The organism is Roseobacter sp. HKCCA2468, assembly GCF_037805105.1.
Classification (GTDB): Bacteria; Pseudomonadota; Alphaproteobacteria; order Rhodobacterales; family Rhodobacteraceae; genus M30B80.
On record NZ_JBBLYN010000001.1, the window covers coordinates 547,681 to 564,637 of the forward strand.

The 16,957-nt window shown below is 55.9% G+C and carries 16 protein-coding genes and 1 tRNA gene; 13 read left to right on the forward strand and 4 right to left on the reverse strand.

Translation table 11 applies throughout. The annotated features are described in order from the left end of the window. Positions 1–11: 11 nt before the first annotated feature. The gene (locus AAC620_RS02800) at positions 12–224 is read right to left on the reverse strand and encodes a hypothetical protein (protein WP_340242717.1); all 213 of its coding nucleotides are present in this window, start codon (positions 222–224) and stop codon (positions 12–14) included. A gap of 190 nt (positions 225–414) precedes the next feature. Here AAC620_RS02800 and cysE point away from each other — a divergent pair, with 190 nt between their 5' ends. Continuing rightward, on the forward strand, positions 415–1,230 hold the full coding sequence (cysE, locus tag AAC620_RS02805; protein WP_340242718.1) for a serine O-acetyltransferase: 816 nt from the start codon (positions 415–417) through the stop codon (positions 1,228–1,230). A 36-nt stretch (positions 1,231–1,266) separates the two neighbouring features. On the opposite strand, the gene typA is transcribed toward cysE, so the two are convergent. After that, positions 1,267–3,084, reverse strand: a complete 1,818-nt coding sequence (gene typA / locus AAC620_RS02810) for a translational GTPase TypA (RefSeq protein WP_340242719.1) — start codon at positions 3,082–3,084, stop codon at positions 1,267–1,269. A gap of 107 nt (positions 3,085–3,191) precedes the next feature. Continuing rightward, positions 3,192–3,281 (reverse strand) — tRNA-Ser (locus AAC620_RS02815). Positions 3,282–3,603: 322 nt separating this feature from the next. Here AAC620_RS02815 and rplU point away from each other — a divergent pair. From rplU to AAC620_RS02850, 7 genes are all read left to right on the forward strand, one after another. After that, a complete protein-coding gene (gene rplU, locus AAC620_RS02820; protein ID WP_340242720.1) occupies positions 3,604–4,239 on the forward strand; it encodes a 50S ribosomal protein L21 in 636 nt (211 codons plus the stop codon). A gap of 12 nt (positions 4,240–4,251) precedes the next feature. After that, positions 4,252–4,521, forward strand: a complete 270-nt coding sequence (rpmA, locus tag AAC620_RS02825; RefSeq protein ID WP_340242721.1) for a 50S ribosomal protein L27 — start codon at positions 4,252–4,254, stop codon at positions 4,519–4,521. Positions 4,522–4,617: 96 nt separating this feature from the next. Continuing rightward, positions 4,618–5,157 carry a GNAT family N-acetyltransferase gene (locus AAC620_RS02830; protein ID WP_340242722.1) on the forward strand — a complete coding sequence of 180 codons (540 nt, stop codon included), beginning with the start codon at positions 4,618–4,620 and terminating at the stop codon, positions 5,155–5,157. Between the two features lie 71 nt (positions 5,158–5,228). Then, a complete protein-coding gene (gene obgE / locus AAC620_RS02835; RefSeq protein WP_317654642.1) occupies positions 5,229–6,269 on the forward strand; it encodes a GTPase ObgE in 1,041 nt (346 codons plus the stop codon). 17 nt (positions 6,270–6,286) lie between these two features. Then, positions 6,287–7,393, forward strand: coding sequence for a glutamate 5-kinase (gene proB, locus AAC620_RS02840; RefSeq protein WP_340243587.1), 1,107 nt, complete (start codon positions 6,287–6,289; stop codon positions 7,391–7,393). A gap of 39 nt (positions 7,394–7,432) precedes the next feature. Beyond that, the gene (locus tag AAC620_RS02845; RefSeq protein ID WP_340243589.1) at positions 7,433–8,668 is read left to right on the forward strand and encodes a glutamate-5-semialdehyde dehydrogenase; all 1,236 of its coding nucleotides are present in this window, start codon (positions 7,433–7,435) and stop codon (positions 8,666–8,668) included. Continuing rightward, a complete protein-coding gene (locus AAC620_RS02850) occupies positions 8,665–9,849 on the forward strand; it encodes a trans-sulfuration enzyme family protein (protein WP_445322423.1) in 1,185 nt (394 codons plus the stop codon). Before AAC620_RS02845 ends, AAC620_RS02850 begins: the two co-directional genes overlap by 4 nt. A gap of 8 nt (positions 9,850–9,857) precedes the next feature. Here AAC620_RS02850 and AAC620_RS02855 read toward each other — a convergent pair whose 3' ends face one another. After that, a complete protein-coding gene (locus AAC620_RS02855; RefSeq protein ID WP_317654641.1) occupies positions 9,858–10,232 on the reverse strand; it encodes a hypothetical protein in 375 nt (124 codons plus the stop codon). 188 nt (positions 10,233–10,420) lie between these two features. On the opposite strand from AAC620_RS02855, the gene AAC620_RS02860 reads away from it, so the two are divergent. The 5 genes from AAC620_RS02860 (at position 10,421) to pstB (ending at position 16,952) form a co-directional block, all read left to right on the forward strand. Next, entirely contained in the window at positions 10,421–11,476 is a 1,056-nt protein-coding gene (locus tag AAC620_RS02860) for an ATP-binding protein (RefSeq protein ID WP_340242723.1), read from the forward strand. 209 nt (positions 11,477–11,685) lie between these two features. Next, entirely contained in the window at positions 11,686–12,705 is a 1,020-nt protein-coding gene (locus tag AAC620_RS02865; protein WP_340242724.1) for a PstS family phosphate ABC transporter substrate-binding protein, read from the forward strand. A 96-nt stretch (positions 12,706–12,801) separates the two neighbouring features. Beyond that, a complete protein-coding gene (pstC, locus tag AAC620_RS02870; RefSeq protein ID WP_340242725.1) occupies positions 12,802–14,370 on the forward strand; it encodes a phosphate ABC transporter permease subunit PstC in 1,569 nt (522 codons plus the stop codon). After that, complete coding sequence (gene pstA, locus AAC620_RS02875; protein ID WP_340242726.1) at positions 14,370–16,139, forward strand: phosphate ABC transporter permease PstA; 1,770 nt, start codon at positions 14,370–14,372, stop codon at positions 16,137–16,139. The genes pstC and pstA overlap by 1 nt, the downstream gene beginning before the upstream one ends. Positions 16,140–16,142: 3 nt before the next feature. After that, positions 16,143–16,952: a phosphate ABC transporter ATP-binding protein PstB gene (pstB, locus tag AAC620_RS02880; protein ID WP_445322424.1), complete on the forward strand. Its 810-nt coding sequence runs from the start codon at positions 16,143–16,145 to the stop codon at positions 16,950–16,952. Positions 16,953–16,957 lie beyond the last annotated feature (5 nt).

Below are 16,957 nucleotides of genomic sequence, written 5' to 3' on the forward strand. Positions count from 1 at the left end.
ATCGCATCCCGTTAACCATTTGTTATACAGAAATATTTTGACAGAGCGCGCGGTCTGATGTAGTGATTATGACATGCTGGACGAATTGGGTAAACGGTCTGCCACTGCTGTGGTTTGACCGTTTTTTTATTTTCGCATTCTCGGGGGGCTTTTTCATTCAAGCCATTTTCGGGAATTTTCATGTCACAAAAATTAGATGCAAGCGCCGCTTGTTTATTGGTCACCAACTGCCCTTACCCTGACGGCAGAAGGCGGAGTGTTTTCAGGTGGAACGGTGCGATTGGTGGCGCATTATATTCAATTAAGCCTGCCCGATTGGGTCTAACCCGCCGCAAATTTTGAAAGCGCATTGGGTTTTCAAATATGCTATACCTGCTATATCGGTCGCTTGAATTGACGTGATGGAGGCAGAATATGGCCCAAACACACCCCAAACCATCGAAGCTGGATCCCGTATGGGATCGTATCTTGCGCGAGGCGGAGGAGGCCATTTTGGCCGAGCCTCTGCTGGGTGGTGTGATCCATGGCTGCGTGCTGCATCATAAATCGCTAGAGGCGGCATTGGCCTATCGGATGTCGCAAAAGTTGGCCTCAAGCGAGATGAGTGAACAAATCCTGCGTGAGATTGCAGATGAGGCCTATCGCAGCGACCCATCTCTTGGGGCAGCGGCCCGTGCAGATATTGTTGCCGTGACGGATCGCGACCCTGCCTGCCATCGTTTCATCCAACCGCTTCTCTATTTTAAAGGATTTCAAGCGGTGCAGGCCTATCGTTTGGGTCATTGGCTGTGGCAGCAGGGACGGCGCGATTTCGCATATTTCATCCAAATGCGCACCTCTGAGCTATTCGGCGTGGATATCCACCCCAATGCGCGGATCGGGCAGGGCATCATGATCGACCACGCGCATTCTATCGTGATCGGTGAAACGGCCGTGGTCGGCGACAATGTCTCGATGCTGCATTCGGTGACCTTAGGCGGCACAGGCAAAGAGGAAGAAGATCGGCATCCCAAAATTGGCGATGGCGTGTTGATCGGCGCAGGCGCCAAAGTTTTGGGCAATATCCGTGTTGGTCACTGCTCGCGCATTGCTGCTGGTTCTGTGGTCCTGCACGAGGTGCCTGATTGCACCACAGTTGCGGGGGTGCCTGCAAAAGTTGTAGGCGAGGCGGGATGCGCACAGCCCTCTATCAGCATGGATCAACTTTTACCGACTGGCAAAAACGAATAAGGAAAAGCCCGCCAAAATGGCGGGCTTTTTTCTTTATCAGCTTGCCGCGCGCGATTGGCGTTTGCGCTCGTGCGGATCAAGGAAGCGCTTGCGCAAACGGATCGAATTTGGCGTCACTTCAACCAGTTCATCATCATCAACATAGGCGATGGCCTCTTCGAGGCTGAATTGAACATGCGGGGTCAGGCGAACTGCCTCATCAGAGCCAGAGGCGCGCACATTGGTCAATTTCTTGCCCTTAAGCGGGTTCACTTCTAGATCATTATCGCGGCTATGTTCGCCAATGATCATGCCTTGATAGACCTTTTCCTGCGGGCCGATGAACATGCGGCCACGCTCTTCAAGGTTCCACAGGGCATAGGCCACGGCCTCGCCATCTTCCATCGAGATCAAAACGCCTGCGCGCCGACCGGGAATTGGCCCTTTATGGGGTGCCCATTCGTGAAAGACGCGGTTCAGAACGCCAGTGCCGCGCGTATCGGTCAAGAATTCCCCGTGATAGCCAATCAAACCACGCGATGGCACATGTGCCACAATACGGGTCTTGCCGCCATTTTGCTTCATCTCGACCAGATCGCCCTTGCGCGGGCCTGTGATTTTCTCAATCACCGCCCCTGCATATTCATCATCCACATCGACAGTTACTTCTTCGATGGGTTCTAGACGTTGGCCGCCTTCCTCATGGAACAACACTTGCGGGCGGGAAATCGACAATTCAAACCCCTCGCGGCGCATATTCTCGATCAAGACACCCATCTGCAATTCGCCGCGCCCTGCGACCTCAAACGCCTCGCCGCCAGGTGTATCCGTGACCTTGATGGCCACATTCGATTCCGCCTCTTTCATCAGACGCTCACGGATCACGCGGCTTTGAACCTTTTTGCCATCGCGGCCTGCAAGAGGGCTGTCATTGATGCCGAAGGTCACAGTAATCGTAGGCGGGTCAATCGGTTGCGCGGGGATCGCCTCGGTGACTTGGGGCGCGCAGATTGTATCTGCCACGGTGGCCTTGGTCATACCCGCAAGGGTCACAATATCCCCCGCTTCAGCTGCATCGATGGGTTGCTGGCCTAAGCCGCGGAAGGCCAAGATTTTGCTCACCCGAAAGCTTTCGATCTGGGTGCCATCACGCGACAGCGCCTTGACGGTTTCATTTGGCTTTAATGTGCCGCTTTCAACGCGCCCCGTCAGGATGCGCCCAATAAACGGGTCAGAGCCAAGCGTTGTGGCCAGCATCCGAAACGGCGCGCCGCGTTCTGCAATCTGACGCGGGGCAGGGACATGGCGCATCACCAATTCAAACAGCGCCGTCAAATCCTTGCGCGGCCCTTCTAGGGATGTATCCGCCCAGCCAGAGCGCCCCGATGCATAGAGATGCGGGAAATCAAGCTGCTCATCACTTGCACCAAGCGAAGCAAACAGATCAAAACATTCGTTCAAGGCGCGATCAGGCTCGGCATCTGGTTTATCCACCTTGTTCAGCACAACAATGGGGCGCAGGCCTAGCGCCAGTGCCTTGGACGTTACGAATTTCGTCTGCGGCATGGGCCCTTCTGCGGCATCCACCAACAACACCACGCCATCCACCATGCTCAAAATGCGCTCCACCTCACCGCCGAAATCGGCGTGCCCGGGAGTGTCCACAATATTAATGCGCGCGCCATTCCATTCCACGCTGGTGGCTTTCGCCAGAATAGTGATCCCGCGCTCGCGCTCTAGGTCATTGCTGTCCATCGCGCGCTCAGCCACGGCTTGGTTCTCGCGGAAGGCGCCCGATTGCTTGAGCAGCTCATCAACAAGGGTTGTTTTGCCATGGTCGACATGGGCGATAATCGCGATATTACGCAGTTCCATCGGAATTCCTTATCCGCAAAGGGGGAGAGTTTCGCAGGCCCATAACGGCAAAGCCCGACAAAAGCCAGAAGCAAATGCGCGGGACAGGGATTGGTTGTGAAGGGATGTGGCGGAGAGACAGGGATTCGAACCCTGGGTGGAGTCACCCCCACAACGGTTTTCGAGACCGCCCCGTTCGACCACTCCGGCACCTCTCCGCGCTTTGGGTCAGGGTGGTGGGGGAATAGCGGCAGGTGGCAGGGCGCGCAAGGGGGTGTGGGCAGCTGCTTGCAAGATTTTTTGCGGCCTTGAATGCATAGCCCTATTTGCCATGATTTGGCTCTGACTTCACCTTGACAGCCAAGCGCCCTTGGGGCATACGCAGCGCACAGGCCGCGCGAGGTGACTCGGGCGGTTTCTGATTTTTGCGATGAACGCCCTGAAAACAGGGTGCGCAGCCAGAGGCGCAGGTGGGTCAAACCCTTGCATCAACACCCTAAGGCGGGGGCCACACGGCGCGGAACTGGAAAGGAAAGACCCATGTTCGCGGTCCTAAAGACAGGCGGCAAACAGTACAAGGTGCAGGCGGGTGACGTTCTGCGCGTTGAAAAACTGGCGGCTGCAGCGGGTGAAACCGTTCAATTCAACGAAATTCTGATGGTCGGTGGTGACAAGCCTGTGCTTGGTGCGCCGCTTGTGTCTGGTGCTGCTGTTCAGGCCACTGTGATCGACCAGATCAAAGGCGAAAAGCTGATCCACTTCGTCAAGCGCCGCCGTAAGCACAGCTCTAAGCGCACGAAGGGCCATCGTCAGCAACTGACCCTGTTGCGCGTGACAGAGATCCTTGCCTCGGGCGCGGATAAATCTGGCGTTAAAGCGGCTGTTGGCGCGGGTTCTGTTTCTGCGGCTGAAATGGCGGCCTTGGTTGCAGCAACCCCTGCAAAAGCCCCTGCCAAGAAGGCAGCGGCGCCGAAGGCGGCAGATGCGGCAGAGAAGCCTGCAAAGGCAGCCGCGAAAAAGCCTGCGGCCGCAAAGGCAGAGGATGCAAAGGCAGACGCCCCTAAAAAGGCCCCTGCCAAGAAAGCAGCCCCCAAGAAGGACGCCGCCGAGAAGAAAGCCGCAGCACCTAAAAAGGCAGCTGCGAAACCCAAAGCCGCGAAAGCGGACAAGGCATAAGGAGAGAGACACATGGCACATAAAAAAGCAGGTGGCTCGTCCCGCAACGGTCGCGACAGTGCTGGTCGCCGCCTTGGCATTAAGAAATTCGGTGGCGAAGCCGTAATTCCGGGTAACATCATCTGCCGTCAGCGCGGCACAAAATGGTGGCCGGGTGAAGGTGTTGGCATTGGCAAAGATCACACGATCTTCGCAACCGCAGAGGGCAATGTCAGCTTCCGCAAGGGCTTTAAGGGCCGCACATTTATCTCCGTGTTGCCGACAGCAGACGCTGCTGAGTAACGCCACGCTTTTCGCGATGATATCGAAAAGGGGCCGGCGTTTCAGCCGGCCCTTTTTTCGTTGGTTAAGCCCCAAGCTGGGGCAATAGGTGCGATCATGAAGCAAGACAAAATCACCGCGCAATCTGTCATCACGACAGATCGCTTTCAGCTGCGCCCCTTAAGCATGGCGGATACAGGGTTGATGTCGCTTTACGCATCCGACAAACGCGTGGCCGAGATGACACCCAATATCCCGCATCCGCTGCCACCAGGCGCAGTTGAAGCCATGATTGAACGCGCCTTGGCGGATCAATCCCAAGATGTGATTTGGGCCATTGATGCCAGCCCTTCAGGTGGGGCGGAATTGGTTGGCGTGATCGAATTGCACCAAATGGATCGCGGGCAGTCGGAAATCCGCTATTGGGTGGCCCCCACAATGTGGAACACGGGTATCGCCTCTGAAGTGGTGCGCGCCCTCATTGCTGCCAATCCGCTGGCCAATGACACAATTTTCGCAAGCGTCTTTCAAGACAACCCAAGCTCGGCGCGGGTTTTGGTGAATGCAGGCTTTGAATACTTAGGCGATGCAGAAAGCTATTCAGTCGCGCGCAGCGCGGCATTGCCCACATGGACATATTTGAAAAAACTGATCTAAGGCGCTAAGGCAGGTCAGACATTCCGAATTTGGCAAGGGAGCGCCATAAGCTGCCCGCGAAAGGTGAAGTTATGAAATTCCTTGATCTTGCCAAAGTTTATATCCGCTCGGGCGCGGGAGGCTCTGGCTGCGTCAGCTTTCGCCGCGAAAAATTCATTGAATATGGCGGCCCCGATGGCGGCGATGGCGGGCGCGGCGGTGATGTCTGGGCGGTTGCGGTTGATGGGCTAAACACCCTCATTGATTTTCGCTATCAGCAGCATTTCTTTGCCAAAAACGGGCAGCCCGGCATGGGGCGCCAGCGCACGGGTAAAGATGGTGACGAGATCATTTTGCGCGTGCCTGCGGGCACAGAAATCCTAGACGAGGATATGGAAACCGTCATCGCTGATCTGACCGAGGTTGGCCAACGCGTGCTATTGGCCAAGGGGGGAAATGGTGGTTTTGGGAATTTACATTTCAAATCTGCCACCAATCAGGCCCCCCGCCGTGCAAATCCTGGACAAGAGGCGGTCGAGCGCACTATTTGGCTGCGCCTTAAACTGATTGCGGATGCGGGGCTTTTGGGTTTGCCAAATGCGGGAAAATCGACATTTCTCGCAGCAACGTCCAATGCCCGCCCGAAAATCGCGGATTATCCCTTTACCACCCTGCACCCGAATTTGGGGGTTGTTGGGGTCGATGGGGTTGAATTTGTGGTTGCTGATATTCCTGGTTTGATCGAAGGCGCATCTGAGGGCAGGGGTCTTGGCGATCTCTTCTTGGGTCATATCGAACGCTGCGCGATCTTGTTGCATCTCATTGATGGCACATCCGAGGATGTCGTGGGTGATTGTGAAACCATTCTGACCGAGCTAGAGGCCTATTCAGACGCGCTATATGACAAGCCCCGCGTTACAGTTCTCAATAAAATTGACGCGCTCAGCGATGAAGAAATCGCCGAAAAGCGCGAGGCTTTGCAAAAGGCGATTGGCGGTAAAGTCATGTTGATGTCAGGGGTCGCAAAAACAGGCGTGACCGAGGTGTTACGGGTCTTGCGCGCGGGGATTGATGACAGCAATCTGCGCCAAAAGAAATTGGACGCAAAGGAAGACGAAGCGTGGCGGCCATAACACAGCCCCAGCAGGCGGTGCCAAAACTGGCACAGGCACGGCGATTGGTGGTTAAAATCGGCTCGGCCCTTTTGGTCGATGGTGTATCGGGCCAATTGCGCGAGGCATGGTTGCAAGATTTGACCGCAGATATCGCGCGGCTGCGCAATCGCGGCACGGATGTGATCGTGGTGTCCTCTGGCTCAATCGCGCTTGGTCGCGGCGTGCTTGGATTTGGCGCTAAGGCGCTCTCCCTTGACGAGGCGCAGGCCGCCGCCGCCGTGGGGCAAATCCGTTTGGCCCGCGCCTATGAAGAATATCTCGCCCCGCATGGGATCACGGCCGCGCAAATTCTGCTGACCTTGGATGATAGCGAAGATCGGCGGCGCTATTTGAACACACGCGCAACCTTTGCAACCCTTCTTGCACAGGGTGCTGTTCCCATCGTCAACGAAAATGACACTATCGCCACTGATGAAATCCGTTATGGTGACAATGATCGTCTGGCGGCGAATGTGGCCGCCATGGCGGGCGCGGATCAATGTATTTTGTTGTCAGATGTGGATGGGCTTTATTCCGCCAACCCTTCACAAGACCCACGCGCCATACATTTCCCCGTGATCCATGACATCACCCCTGAGATCGAGGCGATGGCCGGCGATGCAGGGACGGGTCTGTCAAAAGGTGGCATGAAAACCAAACTGATGGCCGCGCGCAATGCCATGAGTGCAGGATGCGCCATGGCGATTGCCCAAGGGGCGGTGCGTGCGCCCCTTGCGGCGATTGAGGGCGGCGCGCGGGTGACATGGTTTATTCCAACACTCGACCCCCAAGATGCGCGCAAGCGTTGGATTTTGGGAATGAAGCCCAAAGGTAGCCTGACCTTGGACGCAGGCGCGTTGCGCGCGCTCAATCTGGGAAAGTCTCTGCTGCCTGCTGGGGTGCATCAGGTTTCAGGCAGTTTCTTGCGCGGCGATCCTGTAGAACTGCTTGGCCAAGACGGCGCGCATATCGGAATTGGCCTGTCGCGCTATAGTGCCGATGAAACCAAGATTATTGCAGGCCATCATTCTGATCAGATTGAAGAATTACTTGGCTATCCAGGGCGTGCGGCCTTGGTGCATCGCGATGACATGGCCTTATAAGGGAGGGCTGCGCCAGTGACAGAGGATATCACAGGATTGATGAACGGCCTATGCGCGGGCGCGAAAACTGCGGCGCGCGCCTTGGCCACAGAATCGGCTGAACGCAAACATGCAGCCCTGATTGGCGCGGCAGACTATGTGTGGAAATTCCGCGCGGATATTCTGGCCGCGAATGCGCAAGATCTGGATTACGGACGTGAAAAAGGGCTGACAACGGCGATGATGGATCGCCTCACCCTGACCGAGGATCGACTGCGCGATATCGTGGGTGGCCTGCGGACGATTGCAGAACAGCCCGATCCGATTGGCGCCACGATTGCAGAATGGGACAGGCCCACAGGGTTGCATATCGCCCGCGTGCGCACCCCGCTTGGCGTGATTGGCGTCATTTATGAAAGCCGCCCCAACGTGACTGCGGATGCAGCGGCGCTCTGCCTCAAATCTGGCAATGCCGTGATCTTGCGGGGGGGATCGGAAAGCTTTCAGTCTTCGCGCGCCATCCATGCCGCGATTGTGCGTGGCATTACTGAGGCAGGCCTGCCCGCAGAGGCCGTGCAAATCGTGCCGACACGGGATCGCGCGGCCGTCAGCGCCATGTTGAATGCACAAGGACAGATTGATGTCATCGTGCCGCGCGGTGGCAAGGCCTTGGTCGGTTTGGTGCAGGCTGAGGCCCGCGTGCCTGTCTTTGCCCATCTTGAAGGCATCTGCCACATCTATATCGACAAGGATGCCGATTTGGATAAGGCGCTGCGCGTGGTATTAAATGCAAAAACCCGCCGCACGGGTATTTGTGGCGCGGCGGAATGTTTGCTGATCCATCAAGACGCGATCAATAGCCATGCGGAACCCATCATTGGCGCACTTGTTGCCGCAGGGGTTGAGGTGCGCGCCGATGGGGCCTTGGCCGATATCGCAGGCACAAAGCGCGCCGCACCAGACGATTTTGGCAAGGAATTCTTGGATATGATCATTGCCGCCAAGCCCGTGGAAAACCTATCGGCTGCGATGGATCATATTGCCCAGTTTGGCTCGGGCCATACGGATGCGATCCTGACGGAAAACCCTAAGGCCGCACAGATTTTTGCCGCGAATGTCGACAGCGCGATTGTGATGGTCAACGCCTCAACCCAATTCGCCGATGGTGGGGAATTTGGAATGGGCGCTGAAATCGGTATCGCCACAGGCAAAATGCACGCCCGCGGGCCCGTAGGCGCAGAGCAGCTGACCTCATTCAAATACATCGTCAAAGGAAATGGGACGACCCGCGCATGAGTAAAGATCCCAAAACCACCAGTCAGATCATCCGCCGCCAAGCCATGGATATTGGTGCGGCACGGCCAGTGGCCACGCCTTTGCACCAATCTGTGGTCTATGCCGCAGGCAGCCCTGACCAACTCGATGCGCAATATAGTGGGCAATTGGCGGGCTATACCTATGCGCGCGAAGGTCATCCTAACGCAACCGCATTAGCCGCGCGTATTGATGCGCTAGAAGGCGCAGAGGGCGGCCTGATCACGGGCTCTGGCATGGCCGCAATCACCGCCGCACTTCTGGGGCTTTTGAAGGTGGGCGATCACATGATCGGCGCTGACCAGCTATATGGCCGCTCCTTGCGCTTGATGTCGCAAGACCTGCCGCGTTTTGGAATTGAGACGGGTCAGTTTGATCCGACCGATGCGCCAAGCCTCAAACGCGCCCTTCGCCCCAACACGAAATTGGTTCTGGTCGAAGCCCTCTCAAACCCCACCTTGCGTGTGGCCGATATGGCAGGCATTGCCGAGATTTGCGCCCAACATGGTGTGATCATGGTCTTGGACAACACCTTTACAACGCCCGCAATGATGCGCAGCTATCAGGTCGGGGCAGATATCATCATCCATTCCGTGACCAAACTTTTGGCGGGCCATGCCGATGTGACCTTGGGCTATGTTGCCGCGAAAAACCCAGACCATCGCAAAGCGATCTATGATTTTGCCGTCACCACGGGCATGACGCCTGCACCCTATGAATGTTGGCTCGCAGAACGGGGTCTGTTCACCTTTGATCTGCGCTATGCGCGGGCCCAAGAAAATGCAGCCGCCTTGGCTGAATTTTTGGCCGATCATCCAAAGGTAAAGCGTGTGCTATATCCAACGCGTCCCGATCACCCTGATCACAACCGCGCCATGGCGCTATTTGAGGGGCAGGGGGGCAATATGCTGTCCTTTGAGATTGAGGGCGGTCGCGAGGCGGCCAATCGCTTTGTGCAAGCGGCCCCCAATATCGCCTTTGCACCCACATTGGGGGATGTGGCCTGCTCTCTCAGCCATCCCGCCTCGAGCAGTCACCGCGCTTTGACCCCTGAGGGGCGCGCGGCCCTTGGCATCAGCGAAGGCTTTTTCCGCCTGTCAGTCGGGATTGAAGATGTCACGCAACTGAAATCCGATTTCACAACGGCATTGGCGGCGGTCTAAACCCTGATCTACCTGTCCTTATCGCCCAAAACCAACAGGCTAACCGTGAACCCCAAGGCCTGATTTTCCAGTTCTTGTCGGATCAAAGAGGGGTCAGGCAGCTTATCGCAAATGACCACCAACCGCCCCCGAAATGCGGCCTTGCGCAGTTGAACCGCCAATTCAATCGCGTCAAATTTCGGGCCAATCAAGGGTGAGATCACCATATCAGGGCGCTCAGTGGCCAAAATTTCGGGCATTTTATCAATATTCGCCGCCATAACCATTTCCGCGGCATCAACCACCATACGCGGCAAACGAGAGGCGAGATTTGGGGGAACATCCACCAAAACCAAGTTGCGCATCTGACGCAACGCGGTGTCGTTATTCGAAGCCGATGACATCGTGCCGCACTCTCAATTCGGACATCTAAGCCCTGACGCCTAATCTATTATCCGCCGCAAAATCGTTACAGATGCAACGAATTAGGATGAAAAAGCACAAAAAAAAGGGGCGGTCGACATTTTCTGAAACTTGGCGAAGCTAAGGGGCGTATTGATTCGACCCTTTACCCCCCGAAAAGGCCCAGAAAATGAGCAACACCCATTCCTTTGAGGCAATTGTGACAGCCATGTTCGATTGCGTGCCTGACCCAATGGTGCGCTTGGGGCCAAATGGTATTTTGCTCGAACAAAACGAAGAAGCCGAGGCCATGTTTGGAACATGGGCGCAAGGCCGCTCGTATGTGACACTGTTTCGCCAGCCCACTTTGGCACAGGCGATTGAGCAGGTTTTGCAATCTGGCGTCTCATCCGAGGCGGAATTTATCCAAACCAGCACCGCAGGGGCCGAGCGGTTTATCGTGCGCATCACGGCCTTGCCCGAGGCAAAGCTTGGCATTGTCTTGCATTTCGAAGATGTCACCCATCTGACCGAGGTCGAAGAAATGCGCCGCGATTTTGTGGCCAATGTCAGCCATGAATTGCGCAGCCCGCTTACGGCAATTCTTGGGTTTATCGAAACATTGCGCGGGCCTGCCGCCAAAGACCCCGCAGCGCAATCGCGTTTCTTGCAGATCATGCAGGATGAAGCACAACGGATGAACCGCCTGATCGGGGATCTTTTGTCGCTGTCACGGGTTGAATCGCAACAGCGTCAGCGCCCCGATCAAGTGATTGACGTGATGCATGTTGTCTCGCGCGTGCAGGCAGCCTTGCGCCCCTTGGTCGAAGAAAGCGGCTGTCAGGTGATGATACAGCGCCCCGATGATGTCAGCACCGAATTGCGCGGCGACAGCGATCAACTGACACAGGTTTTCCGAAACCTTATTGAAAACGCCCTGAAATATGGCGGACAAAACAAGACCGTAACAATCAAGATGCGCCACGAGACGGGGCAGGGCAGCCTTAAGGGCAGTCTTTTATGTGTTGATGTCATCGATCAGGGCGAAGGAATTGATCCCTTGCACATCCCGCGCCTGACAGAGCGATTCTATCGCGTGGACAATCACCGCAGTCGCGCCATGGGGGGAACGGGTTTGGGCCTTGCGATTGTAAAACACATCGTCCAGCGCCATCGCGGGCGTTTGAAAATCACTTCGGAACAGGGGAAAGGCAGCTGCTTTTCCGTGATTCTTCCGAGCGAATAACCATCGGAATTCGCCGTTTTCCTAAAGTAATGCTCTAAATTTCGGAATTTCGCAGAATTTTCACAAAATTTGGGCGATCCGAGGGCATTGTCATATAACTGTTACGTTTCTGTCACAAAAGCTTGGCGAACCACGCATAGGCAGGCCCACAAGAGCGCGGCACTGGTGCCCGTTCTGCCAACCCGAAAACCACTTGGAGTGACAGAAGAATGTCTTTCACAAAATTGACCGTTTCCGCCCTGGCCTTGGCGGCATTGTCCGCAACGGGCGCAGCCGCGCAAAGCCGTGACTATGTCAGCATCGCGGGCTCATCCACGGTTCTGCCTTATGCAAATATCGTTGCCGAAGCGTTTGGCGCTGAAACCGATTTCGCAACCCCCGTTGTTGAGGGTGGCGGTTCGTCCACTGGTCGCCGTATGCTGTGCGAAGGCGTTGGCGAAGGCACAATCGATATCGCGAACTCCTCTAGCTTGATGAAAGACTCCGAGCGCGAAGTATGCGCAGGCAACGGCGTAACCCCAATCGAAGTTCGTATTGGCTATGACGGCATCGTATTCGCCTCTGACATCAATGGCCCTTCCTTCGCTTTCACACCTGCAGATATCTACTTGGCGCTTGCCGCTGAGTTGCCTGTTGATGGCGCAATGGTTGCCAACCCAAACACCAACTGGGCTGACGTAAATGGCGATCTTCCTTCTCAGGAAATCAACATGTTCGTTCCTGGCACGAACCACGGCACACGCGAAGTTTTCGAAGAAAACGTGATCCTCGCAGGCTGTGAGGAAACTGGCGCAGCAGAAGCAATGGCTGCTATGGGCATGGACGAAGATGCAGTTGAAGAAGCCTGCATGACCCTGCGCACCGATGGCCGTTCGGTTGATATCGAAGGCGACTATACACAGACGCTTGCAAATCTCGACAGCACCCCAACAGGTATTGGCGTATTCGGTCTGTCTTTCTATGAAAACAACACCGACCGTCTTCAGGTTGCGACTATGTCTGGCGTGACCCCAACCGTTGATGCAATCGCATCTGGCGAATACCCCGTATCGCGCCCTCTGCAGTTCTACGTCAAGCAAGAGCATATTGGCGTGATCCCAGGTTTGAAGGAATATGTTGAGTTCTTCATCTCTGACGAAATCGCAGGCCCTGGTGGCCCATTGGCTGAATACGGCCTTGTTCCTGATCCAGAATTGGCAGCGACCCAAGCAATGGTTGCAGGCCTCTAAGATCTGACGATCTTCTAAATTCGGTCTGGGCGGTTCCACCGCCCAGATCCACCCCGCCCAAAGGGCAAAACTTACAAGAGCAGAGCGGACGACCAAATGCCCCTGACAATCAGCATTTCGCTTGTTTTGGCCCTAATCGCAGTGCTTGCGACTGTGGGCTTTTTTATCGGGCGCGCCCGCGCGATTTCTGTCGCAAACGGGGTTGAGTCGAGCCTGCATTCGCTTCCGAAACAACATGGCATGCATGTGGCCCTTGCAGCCTTTGTGCCAGCACTGATTTTCATTATTCTCTGGTCGATTGGATCAGGGATTGCTTCGAACAGCTACACCGCCTCGATCATTGATCCCAATGCACCTGAATTGCAGTTATCCGCTGACGTCACCGATGGCTTGCCGCAGGACGAGATAGATGTCCGCCTTGCCGCGCAGCGCGATCTCTTCGTTGCGAATGTCAAAGGGTTGGCCGTTGCGATTGATGGCTATATCGCCAATGGCAACGCAACCGAAGCCGATGTTGAGGGCTGGCGTGTAGATTTCACCCCGTTGGCGCAGCGTTTGCGTGATGACGGGCAAATTATTGGCGCGAATATCTCGCAAAAAATGTTTGAGACCGCTTTGCGCCTACGCGGCTTTAACGCCACGGTCGAACTGATAGGGCGGCTCGGCGCAGTATTTTTGGCCATCGGCGGGTTTCTCTATGGTCTAAAATTGATCAACCGCGATTTCCGCGCGCGCATCTCGGTCGAGCGTTGGATCCTTGCCTTTTTGATCTTTGCCTCCACCATCGCCATTTTGACGACTATTGGCATTCTATCGGCCATCACATTCCCCACCTTGGCCTTTTTCAAGGAATATGGGATTTTCAATTTCCTCTTTGGGATGGAGTGGGCCCCTGCAGGCGATGTTGCGGGCGCGCCTGAGGGGCCAGATGGCAGCTATGTCTCTGCGCTTGGGTTTTTGCCTTTGATCTGGGGCACGCTTTACATTGCGCTTGTGGCACTTTTGGTCGCGGTTCCCTTGGGCCTCTCTGCGGCAATCTACCTGTCGGAATTCGCCCCAAGCGCGCTGCGCGTCACGATCAAACCCGCGCTAGAGATCCTCGCGGGGATCCCGACAATTGTCTATGGTATCTTCGCCCTTGTGACAGTCGGCCCCTTTTTGCAGGCGGTCGTGGGATCAACAATTATGCCCAACACGGTCTCGGTTCTGACCGCAGGCGTGGTGATGGGGATGATGTTGGTGCCGTTCGTCTCGTCTTTGTCCGATGACGTGATCAACGCCGTGCCACAGGCGATGCGGGATGGCTCGCTTGGTCTGGGCGCGACACCCGCGGAAACGGTGACCAAGGTGATCTTGCCTGCCGCGCTGCCTGGCATTGTGGGCGCCATCGTTTTGGCCGCATCCCGCGCCATCGGGGAAACCATGATTGTGGTTCTGGCTGCTGGCGCATTGTCCTCGGTCACAGGGTTGGAGCCAAACCCATTCGGGGCGGTTGTGACTGTGACAACCCGCATCGTGGCCGTCCTCACGGGCGAGGGGTCAGGGTTCGACTCGATCGATGTTCTGGCGGTTTTCGCGCTGGCCTTCACACTCTTCTTCGTCACGCTGGGGTTGAACCTGCTCGCACAGCGGATTGTTGCCAAATATCGGGAGCAGTATGACTGATGACTGATCTGTCCAACCCCTCTGATCTGCCAAAGCGCAAGATACAATCGCTATATGCGCGCTCAGAACAGGTGCAAAAGCGCCACCAAAAGGGTCTTGCGCTGCGCATTCTTGGCATCTCAGCCATCACAGTGGTTTTGTTTTTCCTATGTGTGCTTCTGTGGTCAATCGTCTCGCGCGGCATTCCCGCGCTCTGGCAATATCAAGCCGAGATTGAACTCTATTACGACCCTGCAATTCTGAATGAAAACGGGGGCGAAGTTACGCCAGAGGAAATCGCTGATGTCAGCCTGCGCTCGGGGTTTGAGCGCGGGATTTACGCAAACTCTCTCAAGGCCACAATTGAGGCCGCAGGGATTGACGTCATGGCCACTGTGACCGCGCGCTATGCTGACCGCGCGGAGGCAATTCTTGCCCAAGCAGGGCTCATGGATGGGGCAGGGGTGCTTTTGTCGGATCTGCGAAACGGCGCTGTCGCAGGCGGTGATGTCGCCCGTATCTTCGGCCAAGCGGGCAGCGCCTTGCGCGGGGCACAATCTGCCCTTGAGGGCGATGATATCGCGGCCGCAAATACCGCGCTTGAGGCTGCCGTTACGGCCCTTTCTGGGGCGGGCTTTGCATCTGCCGCGTCACAGGTTCAGGCCATTGCCGATGGGATCACAGCTGACGCCATGCCCGCTGCCGCCGCGGCATTGGCGCAAACAGGCCTGCAATCCGCCTTACTCGATGCCGCAGGTCTGATGCGCCAACCCGCAGAATTTGATGATGCGGCCTTGGCCTCGATGATCTATGCCGCCAATCGCCGTGATACGCGTGATTACCTCGTAGCTAATCCCAATCTGGTCGGCGAAACTGAATTCACAGGCGTGCCTGTTGCAATCTCACTCACCCGCTATCTGACGGGTGAATTGCAAGGCCGCGGTCAGGCCGATATGCCACCTGGTTTTGAATTGGGTCATCTGGCCATGGCGGATGCAATGGTTGAGGCCGACATCATCAATCGCCATTTCCATTGGAAATTCTTCACCAATCTTTACTCGCAAAGCGGTGAGATCACGGGGATTGGCCCTGCCTTGATGGGCTCGCTCTATATGATGCTGGTGGTCTTGGTGTTCTCGCTGATTTTTGGGGTCGCAGCCTCGATTTATCTTGAGGAATTCGCGCCCAAAAACAAATTCACCGATTTCATCGAGATCAACATTGCCAACCTTGCGGCGGTGCCGTCCATCGTGTTCGGTATCCTTGGGGCCGCAATTTTGTTCGCGCTGACGGATCTTGGCATTACGACCTCCATTCGCGGCACGGCTTTGCTTGGTGGCTTTGTTCTGTCTTTGATGACCCTGCCCACCATTGTGATCGCCACCCGCGCGGCCCTCAAGGCGGTGCCGCCTTCAATCCGCGAAGCAGCCCTTGGGGTAGGGGCCTCGAAGGTGCAGGCCATGTCCCACCATATTCTGCCCCTCGCAGCGCCTGGCATTCTAACGGGCACGATTATCGGTATCGCGCAGGCCCTTGGGGAAACTGCACCTTTGCTGTTGATTGGTCTGTCTGTATCAACGGGCGCGGATCTGCTATCCTCGCCCTTCAGCGGGGGTCTGTTGGAGCAGGCACAATCAATGCCAACGGTTGTTTACCTTTTGGCACAAAATGAAGATGCGCCTGTCCGCGAAGGTTTGGCACAATCCGCGATTATCGTGATGCTGGCCCTTCTGTTCTTGTTGAACTTCCTCGCCATTATCCTGCGCCGTAAATTCGAGCGGAGGTGGTAAGTCATGGAGACGAAAGTGAATAATATGCAACTCGACACCCGTATTGCAGGCGAGGATGCCATCAAGATCGCCGCGCGCAATGTGCAGGTCTATTATGGCGACACCCATGCGATTAAGGATGTGAATGTCGACATTCTCGATAAAACTGTGACCGCCTTTATTGGGCCGTCAGGCTGTGGGAAATCGACCTTTCTGCGCTGTTTGAACCGCATGAATGACACCATCTCGATTGCGCGTATTGAGGGCGATATTCGCATTGATGGAGAGGATATTTACGACCGCCGCGTTGACCCTGTGCAATTGCGTGCCAAGGTGGGGATGGTGTTCCAAAAACCAAACCCGTTTCCAAAATCCATTTACGAAAACGTGGCCTATGGCCCGCGGATTCACGGCTTGGCCCGCAGCAAGGCTGATCTAGACGAGATTGTCGAAAAAAGTTTGCGCCGTGCGGCCCTGTGGGATGAGGTGAAAGACCGCCTTGATGCCCCGGGAACGGGTCTATCTGGCGGGCAGCAGCAGCGCCTTTGTATCGGGCGGGCTGTGGCCACCAACCCTGAGATTTTGTTGATGGACGAGCCTTGTTCAGCGCTTGACCCTATCGCGACCGCGCAGGTGGAAGAATTGATTGACGAGCTGCGCAGCAATTTTTCGGTCGTGATTGTCACCCATTCGATGCAACAGGCCGCACGCGTCAGCCAAAAGACCGCGTTTTTCCACCTAGGAAACTTGGTTGAATTTGACGACACCTCAAAGATTTTCACCAATCCCGAAGACCCGCGCACCGAAAGCTATATCACGGGCCGTATCGGTTAATTCTC

Bases quoted from the DNA above. Each gene is read 5' to 3' on its own strand.
- cysE (WP_340242718.1), top strand. From the start codon at position 415: ATGGCCCAAACACACCCCAAACCATCGAAGCTGGATCCCGTATGGGAT.
- typA (WP_340242719.1), bottom strand. From the start codon at position 3,084: ATGGAACTGCGTAATATCGCGATTATCGCCCATGTCGACCATGGCAAA.
- rplU (WP_340242720.1), top strand. From the start codon at position 3,604: ATGTTCGCGGTCCTAAAGACAGGCGGCAAACAGTACAAGGTGCAGGCG.
- rpmA (WP_340242721.1), top strand. From the start codon at position 4,252: ATGGCACATAAAAAAGCAGGTGGCTCGTCCCGCAACGGTCGCGACAGT.
- AAC620_RS02830 (WP_340242722.1), top strand. From the start codon at position 4,618: ATGAAGCAAGACAAAATCACCGCGCAATCTGTCATCACGACAGATCGC.
- obgE (WP_317654642.1), top strand. From the start codon at position 5,229: ATGAAATTCCTTGATCTTGCCAAAGTTTATATCCGCTCGGGCGCGGGA.
- AAC620_RS02845 (WP_340243589.1), top strand. From the start codon at position 7,433: ATGAACGGCCTATGCGCGGGCGCGAAAACTGCGGCGCGCGCCTTGGCC.
- AAC620_RS02850 (WP_445322423.1), top strand. From the start codon at position 8,665: ATGAGTAAAGATCCCAAAACCACCAGTCAGATCATCCGCCGCCAAGCC.
- AAC620_RS02855 (WP_317654641.1), bottom strand. From the start codon at position 10,232: ATGTCATCGGCTTCGAATAACGACACCGCGTTGCGTCAGATGCGCAAC.
- AAC620_RS02860 (WP_340242723.1), top strand. From the start codon at position 10,421: ATGAGCAACACCCATTCCTTTGAGGCAATTGTGACAGCCATGTTCGAT.
- AAC620_RS02865 (WP_340242724.1), top strand. From the start codon at position 11,686: ATGTCTTTCACAAAATTGACCGTTTCCGCCCTGGCCTTGGCGGCATTG.
- pstC (WP_340242725.1), top strand. From the start codon at position 12,802: ATGCCCCTGACAATCAGCATTTCGCTTGTTTTGGCCCTAATCGCAGTG.
- pstA (WP_340242726.1), top strand. From the start codon at position 14,370: ATGACTGATCTGTCCAACCCCTCTGATCTGCCAAAGCGCAAGATACAA.
- pstB (WP_445322424.1), top strand. From the start codon at position 16,143: ATGGAGACGAAAGTGAATAATATGCAACTCGACACCCGTATTGCAGGC.